Origin of the sequence: Streptomyces rubellomurinus, from assembly GCF_000961885.1 — a bacterium.
Taxonomy (GTDB): domain Bacteria; phylum Actinomycetota; class Actinomycetes; order Streptomycetales; family Streptomycetaceae; genus Kitasatospora; species Kitasatospora rubellomurina.
In genome coordinates this window covers 1-13,486 of record NZ_JZKH01000144.1, presented here as the reverse complement: position 1 = coordinate 13,486, position 13,486 = coordinate 1, and the positions used below count along the sequence as shown (strand labels likewise).

12 protein-coding genes and 2 pseudogenes are annotated in these 13,486 nt (G+C 70.6%); 8 read left to right on the top strand and 6 right to left on the bottom strand.

Translation table 11 applies throughout. The annotated features are described in order from the left end of the window. Nucleotides 1-215 precede the first annotated feature (215 nt). The 6 genes and pseudogenes from VM95_RS35645 to VM95_RS35620 form a co-directional block, all read right to left on the bottom strand. A pseudogene (locus VM95_RS35645) lies at nt 216-575 on the bottom strand (fasciclin domain-containing protein); the annotation flags it as partial. 98 nt (nt 576-673) lie between these two features. Next, nucleotides 674-2,287 (bottom strand): molybdopterin-dependent oxidoreductase, encoded by a 1,614-nt coding sequence (locus VM95_RS35640; protein WP_078861076.1) that lies wholly within the window; start codon nt 2,285-2,287, stop codon nt 674-676. Nucleotides 2,288-2,960: 673 nt separating this feature from the next. Beyond that, nucleotides 2,961-3,341 (bottom strand): hypothetical protein, encoded by a 381-nt coding sequence (locus VM95_RS35635; protein WP_208615588.1) that lies wholly within the window; start codon nt 3,339-3,341, stop codon nt 2,961-2,963. A 97-nt stretch (nt 3,342-3,438) separates the two neighbouring features. Further along, on the bottom strand, nt 3,439-3,840 hold the full coding sequence (locus VM95_RS40970) for a cupredoxin domain-containing protein (RefSeq protein WP_244179096.1): 402 nt from the start codon (nt 3,838-3,840) through the stop codon (nt 3,439-3,441). A 111-nt stretch (nt 3,841-3,951) separates the two neighbouring features. Beyond that, nucleotides 3,952-4,761 carry a ferritin-like domain-containing protein gene (locus tag VM95_RS35625; RefSeq protein WP_244179094.1) on the bottom strand — a complete coding sequence of 270 codons (810 nt, stop codon included), beginning with the start codon at nt 4,759-4,761 and terminating at the stop codon, nt 3,952-3,954. After that, the gene (locus VM95_RS35620) at nt 4,758-5,555 is read right to left on the bottom strand and encodes a ferritin-like domain-containing protein (RefSeq protein WP_244179092.1); all 798 of its coding nucleotides are present in this window, start codon (nt 5,553-5,555) and stop codon (nt 4,758-4,760) included. The genes VM95_RS35625 and VM95_RS35620 overlap by 4 nt, the downstream gene beginning before the upstream one ends. A 366-nt stretch (nt 5,556-5,921) precedes the next feature. Between VM95_RS35620 and VM95_RS35615 the strand changes: the two genes are divergently transcribed. From VM95_RS35615 to VM95_RS35585, 8 genes and pseudogenes are all read left to right on the top strand, one after another. Then, nucleotides 5,922-7,343 (top strand): molybdopterin-dependent oxidoreductase, encoded by a 1,422-nt coding sequence (locus tag VM95_RS35615; protein ID WP_078861072.1) that lies wholly within the window; start codon nt 5,922-5,924, stop codon nt 7,341-7,343. A 1-nt stretch (nt 7,344) separates the two neighbouring features. After that, the gene (locus VM95_RS35610; protein WP_244179091.1) at nt 7,345-7,866 is read left to right on the top strand and encodes a hypothetical protein; all 522 of its coding nucleotides are present in this window, start codon (nt 7,345-7,347) and stop codon (nt 7,864-7,866) included. Next, complete coding sequence (locus VM95_RS39460) at nt 7,863-8,486, top strand: acyl-homoserine-lactone synthase (RefSeq protein WP_208615587.1); 624 nt, start codon at nt 7,863-7,865, stop codon at nt 8,484-8,486. The genes VM95_RS35610 and VM95_RS39460 overlap by 4 nt, the downstream gene beginning before the upstream one ends. 322 nt (nt 8,487-8,808) lie before the next feature. Next, on the top strand, nt 8,809-10,410 hold the full coding sequence (locus VM95_RS35600; RefSeq protein WP_244179090.1) for a DUF4331 domain-containing protein: 1,602 nt from the start codon (nt 8,809-8,811) through the stop codon (nt 10,408-10,410). 197 nt (nt 10,411-10,607) lie between these two features. Then, nucleotides 10,608-10,913 (top strand): annotated as a pseudogene (locus tag VM95_RS45735) (sortase domain-containing protein); the annotation flags it as partial. A 13-nt stretch (nt 10,914-10,926) separates the two neighbouring features. Further along, nucleotides 10,927-11,178 (top strand): class F sortase, encoded by a 252-nt coding sequence (locus tag VM95_RS43930; protein WP_052707781.1) that lies wholly within the window; start codon nt 10,927-10,929, stop codon nt 11,176-11,178. A 447-nt stretch (nt 11,179-11,625) separates the two neighbouring features. After that, entirely contained in the window at nt 11,626-12,540 is a 915-nt protein-coding gene (locus tag VM95_RS35590) for a tetratricopeptide repeat protein (RefSeq protein ID WP_244179088.1), read from the top strand. Nucleotides 12,541-12,693: 153 nt separating this feature from the next. Then, nucleotides 12,694-13,206, top strand: coding sequence for a S8 family serine peptidase (locus VM95_RS35585; protein WP_341846053.1), 513 nt, complete (start codon nt 12,694-12,696; stop codon nt 13,204-13,206). The last annotated feature ends 280 nt before the right edge of the window (nt 13,207-13,486 follow it).

The window sequence follows — 13,486 nt, the reverse complement described above, 5'->3', positions numbered from 1 at the left end:
CGGCGCAGGACCGCGCCCTTCTCACCCTCGGGTGCGGCGTCGTACTCGGCGACGATCCGCAGCTTGTACTCGGGGCTGAACGTGCGGCGCTTCGGCCGGTGAGCCGGGTCAGTGGCGGACGGATTGGTGCTGGTCATCAGGGGTGGAACTCCTACTCTGGCCCTCTCAGGCTAACCCGACAAAGCGGGATGTCTCACCCAAGGCTGACAGAGAGGGAAGACCGTGATGCCCTTGGCCGAGTTCAGGGTGTCGACCAGGCCGGCCGCCTTCACGGCGGTAACCAGGGTGGAGAGCAGCGGGTTGTTGGAGGCCGCGGTGGCCACCGGGTCCTGGCCCATGCCGGCGAAGCTGCCCGCGCCGGTGGCGGGAACGGCCGAGCAGGCCGTGCCGAACGGCTGATCGCTCATCGCGGCGCTGCTCGGAGCCATGGCCGAAGCTGCGGCGGACGACGCCGAGTCACCGGCGGCCTTCGTGCTGCTGCCGGTGCTGCTGCAGGCGGTAAGGCTCAGCGCCAGGGCGCCGACGGCCAGCAGAGCGGCGAACGACTTGTTGCGGGTGACGGTGGTCGAGGGCATCGCAGATTGCTCCATTGTTCGATGATTTGAGCGTGTTTGATCACCGGCGAAAGGCGAGCCGGTAGTACTCCCGCGGACGCGGGAGAGTCTGAGGGGGGTCAGGTGACGATCACCACGGTGCTGTGCCAGCCGGTCGATCCGGAGGGGAACGGTGTTGCCCGGGCCTCGGTCTGCACGTTGCCTCCGGCGTCGGTGGCACGGACCTCGATACGGTGCGTGCCAGGGCGGGCTCCGGTCCAGTCGTAGCTCCACTGCCGCCACAAGTCCACGCCGGCGTCCGCCGCCAGCCGGGCCTGGGTCCACGGGCCGCCGTCCACCCGGACCTCGACGGCTGCGATTCCCCGATGGGTGGCCCAGGCCGTGCCGGCCACAGTCACGTCACCGGCCGCGACCCGCGCGAACGGCGCCGGCACGTCGATGCGGGAGGTGGTCTTCGCTGCTCCAGTGCGATCCCATCCGCGCTTGACCCAGTACGGATCGTGCGCCGCGAACGTGGTGACCTCCAGATCGACCAGCCACTTGGTGGCCGAGGTGTAGCCATAGAAGCCCGGGACCACGCTGCGGCACGGGAAGCCGTGCGCGACGGGCAGGGTCTCCCCGTTCATCGCGACGGCCAGCAGCGCCTGACGACCGTCGAGCACCGCCTCCAGCGGGGTGCCGATGGTCATCCCGTCCTTGGAACGTCCGACCAGCTGCTCGGCGCCGGAGCGTACCCCGGCTTCACGGAGCAAGGCGGGCAGCGAGGCGCCGAGCCAGCGGGATGTGCCCACATACGGGCCTCCGACCTCGTTGGAGACGCAGGACAGGGTGTGGTCCACTTCCTCCAGCGGGCGGCGCAGCAGCTCGTCGAAGCTGATCAGCAGCGGACGGTCCACGAGTCCGCGCACCCGCAGCGACCAGTCCCGCGGGTCGATCCGCGGCAGCGTGAGCGCGGTGTCGACGCGATAGAAGTCCGCGTTCGGCGTGTAGAAGGAGGGCAGGCCGGCGATGGCGGGACGGGCGGCCGGCGGAACCGGGCTGGCCCGCGTCGCGGCAGGCGGAATACGAACCGCGTTGCGGGCGGCGGTCACGTCGCTGCGGCTGTCCGCGAGTCTGCGCCCGCCCACGCCCGCCACCGCGGCCGCTGCCATGGTGCCGCCCGTCGCCACCAGCACCGCCCGCCTGCTGGACACAGGACCTGACGTCGCATCTGGAGGGCCGGCGAGTGGACGGCGGCTGCGACGTGCGAGCCCGGCCAGCCAGACGACCACGACCGCGCCGGTCAGGCCTGCCGTGAGCGACGGGAGGGCGGCGGTAATCGTCGCGGTGGGCCGTGACAGGGCCGCCCAGATCCCGACGCCGCCGAAGAGCGCGAAGCCGGCCGCTCCCAGCGTAGGTCGCCGGACCGTCAGCAGTCCGGCCAGCGCGGCGATCGCCGCCATCGTCAGGTAGATCCCGGCCAGCAGCACCGGCTTGTCGCTGGTGCCGAAGGTCCGGACGGCGTACTCCTTCAGCCAGGTCGGCGTCAGGTCGATCGCGGCCGAGCCGACCGCGATTACCGGCGCACTCTGCGGACCGCTCATCACGGCGACCAGCTCACCGACCGCTACCGACGCACTTGCCGCGGCCAGCCCGATCACCGCGGCCGCCGCCGCGTGCAACACGCGCCCTGGGCGGTGGGTGGCGGCGGGAAGCTCCCCGTCGGGCGTTCTGGTGTCGGTCACAACGCCCATTCGGAGCAGCTATCGTGTCGGATGGGCCGTTTCGAAGGATTTCTCCAGGGCCTGAAGTCGCCGCTGTGAGCAGTAGCTTGACGGCTGGTCCGGAGCTAGACTCACTGTGGTCGCCTACCGCGAAGTCATTGCCGCAGGTTATTGCGCCAGTTCTCGTGGAGGCGAACTCCTTCGGAGCAAGGGCAATCCAGCTCAGTTGGCACCTGTCGAGGGTCTGGGTGAGCAACACGGCTGTTGCATCACCTCCGAGGCTGCTCCTGCTCCGGAAAGTCAGCTTGGAGCCGATCAGGGCAGGTGCAGGGGCTGAGGGGACATCACCGTCGCACTTTTCGACGTCCGCGTCACGGGGCCGGACACCTCAGCTTCTCCGGGCGCGAGCAGAGTTCAGGGCTCTCGCGTAGGTCCCAAGCCCTGCTTCGAGTATCTGGAAGCGGGCTTGGAGGTCGGCGTGCCTCCTCCTCAGTTCCCCGAACGCGTCGGCGGACCGAACGCGTGTTGCCCTCTCCGTCCCCGCCTGGGTCGACCGCACGCGCCACGCTCCCGCCGCGCGACCGACGCGACCAGCTGCGCCGCCCAAGGCCTGTCCGTCGGTGTCTCGCTGGGCGGTTGGTACGTGGCGCCCAAGGGTGCGTTTGCCTGACCTGGTGGGCAAGGCCGGTTGGCAGGGCGGCCGTCAGGCGGGGGTATGTCTGCGAAGGCGCGACCAGAGCAGGAGTGGGGTGAGGGCTCCTGCAGCGGCGGTTTGGGCCCAGGCCGCGGTGGTCTTGTCGGTGGACCAGATCGGCTCGTACATGTTGGGCAGCGGTCCGTGGGCGCCTACGTCGACGTAGCGGTAGAGGAGGAGGGCGGCGAGTCCGGCGATGGCGACGAGCCAGGCGAAGGCGTCGCCGATGCGGTGGCGCCACAGCAGGACCAGCAGGACGGCCAGGCTCGCCGCGGCGGCCTCGGCACGGAAGAGGGTGCCTTCGCTGACGGTTGCCTTCACCGCGTCGTACTGATCGGCGAGGCGGGCGTGGACGGCGACGTCGACGGCCAGCCCGGCCGCGGCTACCACGCGAAGGCCGCCGCGCACCAGAGTCCGGTTCGAATGGCGGCTGGGATTGGTGGCGGAGTGGGACACGGCGGCTCCAGGTTGGGGGCGACAGGGGGTGTCAGCTGACGGTGAGAGTGCCGTGCATGAACTGGTGGATCGTGCAGATGTAGGGGTAACTACCCGGCTTGGCCGGAGCGGTGAGCGTGGCGGACTTGCCCGGCGCGATGGTGCCGGTGTCGAAGGACTTGTCCGACGCGGTGAGCGTGTGAGCAGTGGTGTCGTCGTTGACGACGGTGATCGTGTCACCGGGGTGCACGGCGGTGGTGGCCGGGTTGAACATGAAGTTCTTGATGACGATCCGTGCGGTGCCAACAGTGGCCGTGCTGACGGCTGATGCTGCGGTGGAGGCTGTGCTGGTCGTGCTCGGCGTAGTGGAGCCGGTGCTGGTGCTGGAGCAGGCGCTGAGGGCCAGAGTGAGCAGGGTGGCCGTGAGGGCGAGGCCTGGTCGGGTTGTCGTCACAATGGTGCCTTTCGTCAGGAGGATCGGAGAACTCGTGGTGGGCCACGGGTACCGCATGCCAGGGAGCGGGGTGCCTCACCCCGCTCCCTGGCATGTTGCTCACTGGGTCGCTCAGACGGTCAGGAGGGTGGGGCTGGCGGCCTTGTCGACGGGCAGGAAGTCGTCGGGGACGGGGTACTGGCCCAGCACGTAGTTGAGGATGGCGGCGTGCATGGCCTCGACGGGGGCGATGGTAGCTGCGGTGGCGATCCCGGCAGGGCTGGTGACGTTGTAGGCCGCGAACAGGTAGGTCTGCGCGGCCTGGTCCTCCAGCTGCAGGGCGAGTTTGGCGACGTCGCCGACGCTGGCCGCCTTGCCGAGGGCCGCCGTGGTGTCGGCCTGGTTGGACAGCGGCACGTCGGTGATGGCGGGCTTGCCGGCGCCGGTGAGGACGGCGTTCCACGCCTTGGCGTGGTCGGCGTGCTGGGCCATGGCGGTGGTGACGAAGTTGGCGACTGCCGGGGGGACGGTGCCGAGCTTTCCCGCCTGGGCTGCCTGCAGAGCGGCCTGGTAGGCGCCGACGGCCTGGTTCTCCAGCGCGGTGGCCAGCGCGACGACCTTCAGGTCGCCGGTGTACTGGCCAGACGCCCCGGCCGAAGCCGGCGAGCCGCCGGCAGACGGGGAGGACCCGCTGGTCGACTTGCTGGAGCTGCTGCAGGCCGCCAGGGTCAGCGCGACCGCCGCACCACCGGCCCCCAGCAGGAACCGCCGACGGCCGGCGTCGCGCGGCTCGTCCGTCCGGCGGGCCCGGATCTCCTCGGCCAGGTCCAGCGCACTGGCCCGCATCGCGGGCAGCGTCTCCTGGTGCGCCTCGTCCATGTCGCGCGTGAGGCGGGCGAGTTGGGTCTCGCTGATCTGCATGTCCCAGTCATCGGTGCTCACTTGACGGCTCCTTCGCTGATCGGCGACGCCATGTCGGTCTTGTAGAAAGCGTCCGGGAACCCGACACTGCCCGCGGCGGCCGGCAGCTTGGCCGGGTCGACCGGGATCGTGATCAGATCGGCGGCGTTGCCCGCGAGCAGCGCCTGCACCGCGAGCAGGGTGGCGCGGTGCTGCGCCTCCACCGGGGCGACCGAGGCGAACAGCTTGCGCAGGTCGGCGTTGGAGACCTGGGACACGTTCTTGGTGTACGTCTGCGCGGCCACGTCCTCCAGGGTGATGGCCAGCTTCACCACGTCGGCCGGGGTCTTGATCGTCGGCAGCGCCTGGTCGACGACGGCCTTGTACTTCGGGTCCGGGCTGTTCTGCGCCTGGCCGCCGGCCTGGGTGGCGGCGGAGTTGAACGCCTGGGCGTGCGCCTGGTGCTGGGTGGTGGTCTTGGCGATGAACGCCGCGACCGTCTTGTTGCCGTCCTTGATGAACGGCAACGTCGCGGCGGTCTGGTACACGCTGATCGCCAGGTTCTCGATCGACGCGGCAGTCTGCAGCGCCATGATGTCGTCCGCCGACGCGGACGCCGAGGCGGCGAATGCACGGCTGCCGCCCAGCAGGGCCGCCATGCCGGCGACTCCTGCCAGTGCCCCGCCGCGCTGCCACCAGCGGCGCCCGACGGGCTCGGCAGCCTGCCCGAAGTCGATCAGCGCACCACGCGTGATGCGCAGCGCGTCGCTGTTCAGGTCCTGCGACTGCTCGGTGAGTTCCTCGAGCAGCCGGGAATCGATGTGCTCAGTGGCCATCATGCCCCGTCTCGTGGTCGGCTCCCGCGCGGAGCGCGGGCTACTGGACGATGTTCGTTCCACGGATGGCTCCGGATTGCCGAAGGGATTCGCCCGGGGGCTGATTTCACTCTTCTGGGGGACCCTGCGACTGATCCGAACCGGTAGTGGGCCCGCCCGCCGGGCTTCGTGGCCGAGCGGTGTCCATCCCCCGGTCACTGCTCGGCATGGCGCACGGGAGAGTGGGCCGACCTGGTGGTTGACGGTCCGTGGCGGCATGTCGCGGGCCGGCCGGGGCTCGTCTCGTGGTGCTCTCTAGGGGTTTGACGGCCGGGCCGGCGGTTTCTGGGGCCCGCGGATGCCTGGCGGGACGTCACGAAGGGGCGGATGGTGATGGAACACGGCGCCCGCAACGACAGGGAGCCCGGCGCGACCTCGGACGCGCGTTCGGGCGGCGCCGGCAGGAAGTCGGTACGCCGTCTGCTCGCCGCACGCCTCATCGGCCTGGCCGAGCGCGTTCGGGAGGCGAACGCGCGGGTCGCCGACAACCCTCCGCCGGGGCCCTTCCGGCGCGGGTTCTGGCGGAGCCCGCTCCGAGGGCCGTGGCTGACCGCGGTGCTCGGCGCGGCGCTGCTCGCCGGGATCACCCTGCTGGCCGTCACGGGGCTGCTCTCCTACGCCGCCTACAACCCCCGGTTCGCGGTGAACGACCAGACACCGGACCACGGGGCACTCGGGTTCTACCTCTTCACCTGGCCCACCGACCCGCACTGGCTGTACCGGTTGAACCAGGGCGTGCACGTGACGCTGGGGGTGGTGCTCGTACCCGTGCTGCTGGCGAAACTCTGGTCGGTGCTGCCTAAGCTGTTCGACTGGCCGCCGGTGCGCTCGATCGCCCAGGCACTGGAGCGGCTGTCGCTGCTGCTGCTGGTCGGCGGCGCGATCTTCGAGTTCGTCACCGGTGTGCTGAACATCCAGCTGTACTACGTCTTCCCCGGGTCGTTCTACACGATCCACTTCTACGGCGCGTGGGTGTTCCTCGGGGCGTTCGTCGTCCACGTGGCCCTGAAGCTGCCGAGGATGCTCTCGGCCCTGCGCTCGCGCCGGCTGAGCACGGTGCTGGCCACCGACACCGCCCACACCCTCCCCGAGGAGGCGGATCCCGAGGGGCTGGTCGCCGCAGCACGGCCTGCCGCGGCGACGATCTCGCGGCGCGGCGCGCTGGCACTGACCGGGGCCGGCTCGGCGACGCTGCTGGTGCTGACTGCTGGTCAGAGCATCGGTGGCGTGTGGCGGCGCACGGCGTTCCTGGCGCCGCGCGGCCAGGATCCCGGCAGTGGTCCGAATGGCTTCCAGATCAACAAGACCGCCCGCGCTGTGGGCGTGACAGCGGACCAGATCGGTTCGGCGTGGCGCCTTCGGCTCTCGGGCGGCCCCACTGCGCTGGTGCTCACCCGCGCGGACCTGCTCGCGCTGCAGCAGCGCACGTCCGCGCTGCCGATCGCCTGCGTGGAGGGCTGGTCCACCGATGACCAACAGTGGAGCGGAGTACCACTGGCGGTGCTGGCGGCCATGGCCGCAGTACCGGACGCCGCCGAGGTGCTGGTGGAATCCGTCCAGCGCGAGGGCTCGTTCCGCAGCGCGGTGCTGGCCCGCAATCAGCTTCACGATCCGCGGTCGCTGCTCGCCCTGCAGGTGAACGGCGCCGATCTGTCGACGGACCACGGCTTCCCGGCCCGCACCATCATTCCTGCCGCCCCCGGGGTGCACAACACCAAATGGGTCGCCGCCCTGACCTTCCGGACGTGACGTGGTGAGACGCTTCCGCCGCTGGTACGGCTCCAGCCCGCTGCACCTGCTGGCCCTGGCCGGCAGCTTCGCCCTGGCCGGGTACGCCGGTACCCGGCTGCTCGGCCAGGAGGCGCTGCGGGTGGCGATCTGGTTCGCCGGCGCCGCAGTCGTCCACGACCTGGTGCTCTTCCCGCTCTACTCGGCTGCGGACCGTGGTGCACAGGAGGTGCTCCCGGTGACGACCGCGGCAGCTGCGGGGCGGCCCCGGTACATCAACTACCTGCGGTTCCCGGCCTTCGGCTCGGCGCTGCTGTTCCTGGTGTGGCTGCCGTTGATCCTGGGCCTGGTCGACGGGTTCGGCACGACGACCGGGCTGGACGAGTCGGTGTTCCTGCCGCGCTGGCTACTGGTGACCGCCGCCCTGTTCGCGCTGTCCGCCCTGGTCCTGTGCACCCGGCTGCTGCGGGAGCGACCGGCCCACCGGCAGCGGAGGCGGTGGGGGCGACACCGTGGCGCGGCCGGGAGCGGAGGCAGGCGGTGAGCGGTACGACGCACGGCATCCCGAGCGGGCACCGCATCGTGGTGGGGCGGGCGGGTGAGCCGGAGCTGGCGGAGGTGCTGGTGGACGCGATGTTCCGCCTGCGGCACCGGGTCTTCCACGAACGGCTGCGCTGGCAGGTCCGTAGCCGCGACGGCCGCGAGCGAGACGTCTTCGACGATGCCGCTCCCGTCTACGCCATCGCCTACCACCAACGGTCAGGGAGGGTGTCGGGCTGCCTGCGGATGCTGCCGACCACCGGTCCCTACATACTGCGCGACGTCTTCCCCCAGGCCCTGCGCGGAGCGCCCGCCCCGTGCGACGAACGGATCTGGGAACTCAGTCGGCTCTGCGTCGTACGCGACGCCACGACGACGGGCCTGGCCCGCCGACTCCTGGGCGCCGCGGCCGACCACGCCGCCCGCGGGGAAGCCCGGCAGTTCGTCACCGTCGCCCAGAGCGCTCTGGAGCGCGCCGCCGCCCGAGCTGGGATCACCACCCACCGCTTCGGCGGCCAGCAGAGCACCAGGCTGGGCAACCTCGATTGCGCGGCCCTGCGCCTGCCCGTCGCGGCTCTCACCACGCACCGACCGTCTTGGAAGCCCAGCGCCGTGGAGAGCTGACGTTCAGTTGTGACTGCAGTGCGTGCTGTGGTGGTGAGTGGGTCGCACGGCCCCAAGGACGTGACAGCAGCGGAAGGCACGGCGCAAGCCGCCAGGCGTTCGATCGGTGAACCCGTGGGCGCACGACCGACCGTCACTGTCGCCCTACAACCCCGCCCGCGTCTGCGCCCTCTCGCGCCGGCGCTCTCCCCGCCGGCCGCTGCCGAGCGTGCGCCACCTGGTCCGGTGCGCCGCGCGGCGCAGCCACTGCCACGAAAGACGGATCATGCAGCCTACTCGTTCGTCCCGCCTTCCGGTCCTGGGCCGCCGCGCCGAGCGGCCGATGGCCGGGATTGGAGTCCTGGCCCTTCTCGCCGCGGCCGGGTTGGCCGGCCTCACCCCCGGCGTCAGCTCCGCTTCCAGCCACCGTGAAGCTCCGCTGATCGCGGGCGACCCGCGCGCCGACAACACCGACGTGTACGCCTTCGTCAGTCCGGACAAACCCGACACGGTGACGCTGGTGGCGAACTGGATCCCGTTCGAGGAGCCCAACGGCGGCCCGAACTTCTACCCGTTCGCGGACGACGCGCACTACAACATCAAGATCGACAGCGACGGCGACGGCAAGCCCGACACCACCTACACCTGGACGTTCACCAACCACTACAAGGACGACGCCAACCAGTTCCTGTACAACACCGGCGTGGTGAACAACCTCACCGACCCGACGCTGAACTTCACGCAGACGTACACCCTGACCGAGACCCGCGCGGACGGCTCGACCCAGACCCTGCTCAAGGACGTCCAGGCGGCTCCGTCCAACGTGGGCAAGGCCTCGATGCCCGACTACGAGCGGCTGCGCAAGCAGGCCACCCTCGACCTGCCCGGCGGCGGCCAGACCTACGCCGGGCAGGCAGCGGACCCGTTCTTCCTCGACCTGCGGGTCTTCGACCTGCTGTACGGCGGCAACCTGAAGGAGAGTGGCCACAACACGCTGGCCGGGTACAACGTCAACACCATCGCCATCCAGGTCCCGAAGAAGGACCTGGCGCTGAAGGGCGACGCGACGCGCAACCCGGTGATCGGGGTGTGGTCTACCACCGACCGCAAGGGCGCAGTCGTCGCCGACTCCCGCGACAAGGGCGGCGAGAGCAAGGGCGGCGAGGGGAGGAAGGACGACAAGGGCGGCGAGGGCTTTCACCAGGTCTCCCGCCTGGGCAACCCGCTGGTCAACGAGGTCGTCGTCCCGCTCAAGTACAAGGACGCCTTCAACGCGCTGGCCCCGGTGAACGACCACACCGTCACCCCGGTGGTCGACAAGGTCAAGGACCCGATCGTCCCCAAGCTCATCCAGAGCATCTACGGCATCCCCGCCCCCGCGACCCCGCGCAACGACCTCGTCGAGATCTTCCTCACCGGGATCTCGAAGAACTCCGGCGGCCCGATCCAGGCCGACCTCAACTCCCAGCTCCTCAACGCCGACGTCACCAAGGCGAACTTCACCCCGGCCGAGGAACTGCGCCTCAACATGGCCGTGCCTCCCACCGCCGACCCCAACCGGCTCGGCGTCCTCGCCCAGGACTTCGCCGGCTTCCCGAACGGCCGTCGGCTGGGCGACGACGTGGTCGACATCGAGCTGCAGGCCCTCGAGGGCGCGGCCCAGACCGGCAAAATCGTTCCCGCACTGGCCGCCGGTGACGGCGTGAACGCCCCCGACCACGCCTTCGGCAAGCACTTCCCCTACGTCGCGCTGCCCAACACCGCAGCAGTCAACCAGGCCGACTCCGACAACCCCGGCGGCGGCGTCGCGGCCGGCTTCGGCGGCCTGGTCGGCATGGGCAAGGGCGGCCACTTCCCGCTCGCGGCCGCATCCGCGCTCGGTGGCGGCGTCCTTCTCAGCGGCGCCGGCTTCCTGGCACTGCGCCGCCGGCGTGCCGCCGCGTAGTGGCCCGCTTCCTGCGCCCTGGTCGCCTGCCCCTCTCCGGAGGTGGGCGACCGGGGCACGCCACCGTCTCGGAACAACACCGGCTGGCTGTCCTCGCGGTAGCTAGTGGGTTGGCGCTAGCGGCTGCGGGAACCGCAGGACTGCTCCAGCACCCGCAGACCGCTGTGGTCGCGGCCCCCGACATCGGCGTCCTGCCGATGCCGTCCCACCCGGCCGAGCCCGCGACCGGCCAGGGCACCGCGGGGCCGCTGTCCGGCGACCCGGCGCCGGGTCGGCACGCGCCGCCGGTCCGGCTCCGCATTCCCCGCATCGGCGTCGACACCGCGGTGACAGACCTTCAGGTCGAGAACGACGGGCACCTCGCCGCCCCCGCAACCCCCGACGTAGCCGGCTGGTGGAGCAACGGGCCCACGCCCGGCGGCCCGGGCAACGCGGTCCTCGTCGGCCATGTCGACTCCCTCACCGGACCGGCCGTGTTCGCCGGCCTGTCGGTCCTGCGACCAGGCGACGAAATTGATGTCGCCGAGGCCGACGGCACCACCGTCACCTTCACCGTCCCAGGCGCTGCGCGCCTTCACCAAGGACAACTTCCCCAACGACCTCGTCTACGGCCCCACCGCCACCCCGGGCCTGCGGCTGATCACCTGCGGCGGCACCTACGACCGCGACGCCCACGAGTACCTCTCCAACCTCGTCGTCTTCGCCGAACCCGCACCGCCCGCCCCTTCCCCGCCTCCATCCCCGTCCTCGCCTCAGCGGAGTGCCTGATGACCAGTTTCCGACCGAGCCCGCGCCGCCGCAGGCTCCTGCCTGTGGCGGCCGTCGGCGTCCTGGGCGTGGGTATGTTCCTCGCCGGCGGCCTGGGACTGGCGCCGCCCTCCGACGGTGGGCATTCCGCCGCCGGCTCGGCTGTCCGCCCGGCGGGGAGCGTGGGTGAGGCGAGCACTTCGTCCGACGCTCTGGCCGGCGACATCGCCGGCCTTCAGCAGCACCTGCGCGAGCAGCCCGGCGACGCACCGGCGCTCGGCACCCTGGGACTGGACTACGTCCAGCAGGCCAAGATCACTGTCGACCCGTCCTACTACCCCAAGGCCGAGGAGGTGCTGAACCGATCGCTCGCCCTGGAGACGACGGAGAACTTCACCGCCATGGCGGGCATGGCCGCCCTGGAGGCGGCTCGGCACAACTTCACCTCGGCGCTGGACTGGTCCAAACGTGCCATCGGCGTCAACCCCGACAACGCGACCCTCTACGGGATCCTCGCCGACGCCTACACCCAACTCGGCCGCTACCCGGAATCCTTCGACGCCGTGCAGAGGATGGTCGACCTGCGTCCCGGCACCGCATCACTCGCCCGCGCCTCCTACGCCTGGGAACTGCGCGGCGACGTCAGCGCCGCCACCGAGAACATGCGCCGCGCCCCTGAACGACGCCAACACGCCCGCCGACCGCGCGTTCACGCTCTACCATCTGGCCCAACTCGCCTTCGACAACGGCGACCCCAAGACGGCCCTGGCACAGATCAATGTCGGTCTGCGTGCAGCCCCCGGCTCCGCCGAACTGCTGGAGGGACGCGCCAAGGCCGAAGCGGCGCTCGGCAACACCGACGCCGCACTAGCCGACTACGCCAGCGCCGTCGCCAAAGTACCCCAGCCCTCCTACGTCCTCGAACTCGGCGAACTGCTCCAGTCCCTGGGCCGCAACAAGGACGCCGAGCAGCAGTACCAGGTCTTCCGCGGCGAGGAGACGCTCTTCACCGACAACGGCGTCGCCCCCGACAGCGACCAGACCCTCTTCGAAGCCGACCACGGAGACCCAGCCAAGGCCCTGACCCTCGGCGAGAGCGGCCTGCGCACCCGCCCCTTCATCGAGATGCACGACGCCTACGCCTGGGCACTGCACCTCAACGGCCGCGACACCGAAGCCCTGGACCAGTCCCGCCAAGCAACCGCCCTCGGCACCCGCAACGCCCTCTTCCACTACCACCAGGGAATGATCGAGAAGGCACTCGGCCACCCCGAGCAGGCCCGAACTGAACTCCGGCAAGCCCTGACCATCAACGACCACTTCAACCCGCTCCAAGCCCCCACCGCCCAAGCCGCCCTGCAGGAACTCGGCACCAACCGCTGACACCCACGCCGCGAGCTGTCCCGAGACCCCTGTGGGGCGCGGTAGGAACGGTGGGCCAAGCAGTGTCCTCAACCGTGCCCTGTACCCCTCCTTCCTGCCCGCCTCATCCCCGCAGCTGACAGAGCAGCCATCTGACCGTCAGGAAGGGGCGCACTGGCGGGCATGATCGCCGGCATGGACTGGGTGGCCGTCAACGCCAAGCAGCCCGCTCTCCTCAACGGATCACTCGGCGGGCCGCGCAGCCTCGCCGTCAACGCCGCGGCCACCGCCCTGTCCATCATGGGTGTACTGCGGGTGATCGCCGCCGGGAACGACGCCATCGACGCCTGCGGCGTCTCCCCCGCCAGCGCGGACCGGATGGTGACCGTCGGCGCCTCCGACCAATCCGACCAGGAAACCGAATTCTCCAACTTCGGCCCCTGCCTGTGGATCTACGCCCCGGGCAAGGCGATCACCTCGGCCAAGGTCGGCGGAGGCTGCATCACCCTCGACGGCACCTCGATGGCCGCCCCGCACGTGGCGGGCGTCTCCCCCCTCTACAAGGCGGCGAACCCCACCGCTGACCCGGAGAAGGTCGCGCTCTGGCTCGCCGACCAGTCCACCAAGAACACACTGAAGGTCAGCAAGAGCAGTCCCAACCGGCTCCTGTACACCGGCGGCCTCTGACCGGTAAGCAGCGGGCCGAACTCTGCTTCCGCGAGGCAGCGCCAGCGGGCCGGCCCGGGCAAGGCCCTCTCTGTCAGCCTTGGGTGAGACATCCCGCTTTGTCGGGTTAGCCTGAGAGGGCCCGAGTAGGAGTTCCACCCCTGATGACCAGCACCAATCCGTCCGCCACTGACCCGGCTCCCCGGCCGAAGCGCCGCACGTTCAGCCCCGAGTACAAGCTGCGGATCGTCGCCGAGTACGACGCCGCACCCGAGGGTGAGAAGGGCGCGGTCCTGCGCCG

Bases quoted from the DNA above. Each gene is read 5' to 3' on its own strand.
- VM95_RS35640 (WP_078861076.1), bottom strand. From the start codon at position 2,287: ATGGGCGTTGTGACCGACACCAGAACGCCCGACGGGGAGCTTCCCGCC.
- VM95_RS35620 (WP_244179092.1), bottom strand. From the start codon at position 5,555: ATGGCCACTGAGCACATCGATTCCCGGCTGCTCGAGGAACTCACCGAG.
- VM95_RS35615 (WP_078861072.1), top strand. From the start codon at position 5,922: ATGGTGATGGAACACGGCGCCCGCAACGACAGGGAGCCCGGCGCGACC.
- VM95_RS35600 (WP_244179090.1), top strand. From the start codon at position 8,809: ATGGCCGGGATTGGAGTCCTGGCCCTTCTCGCCGCGGCCGGGTTGGCC.
- VM95_RS43930 (WP_052707781.1), top strand. From the start codon at position 10,927: ATGTCGCCGAGGCCGACGGCACCACCGTCACCTTCACCGTCCCAGGCG.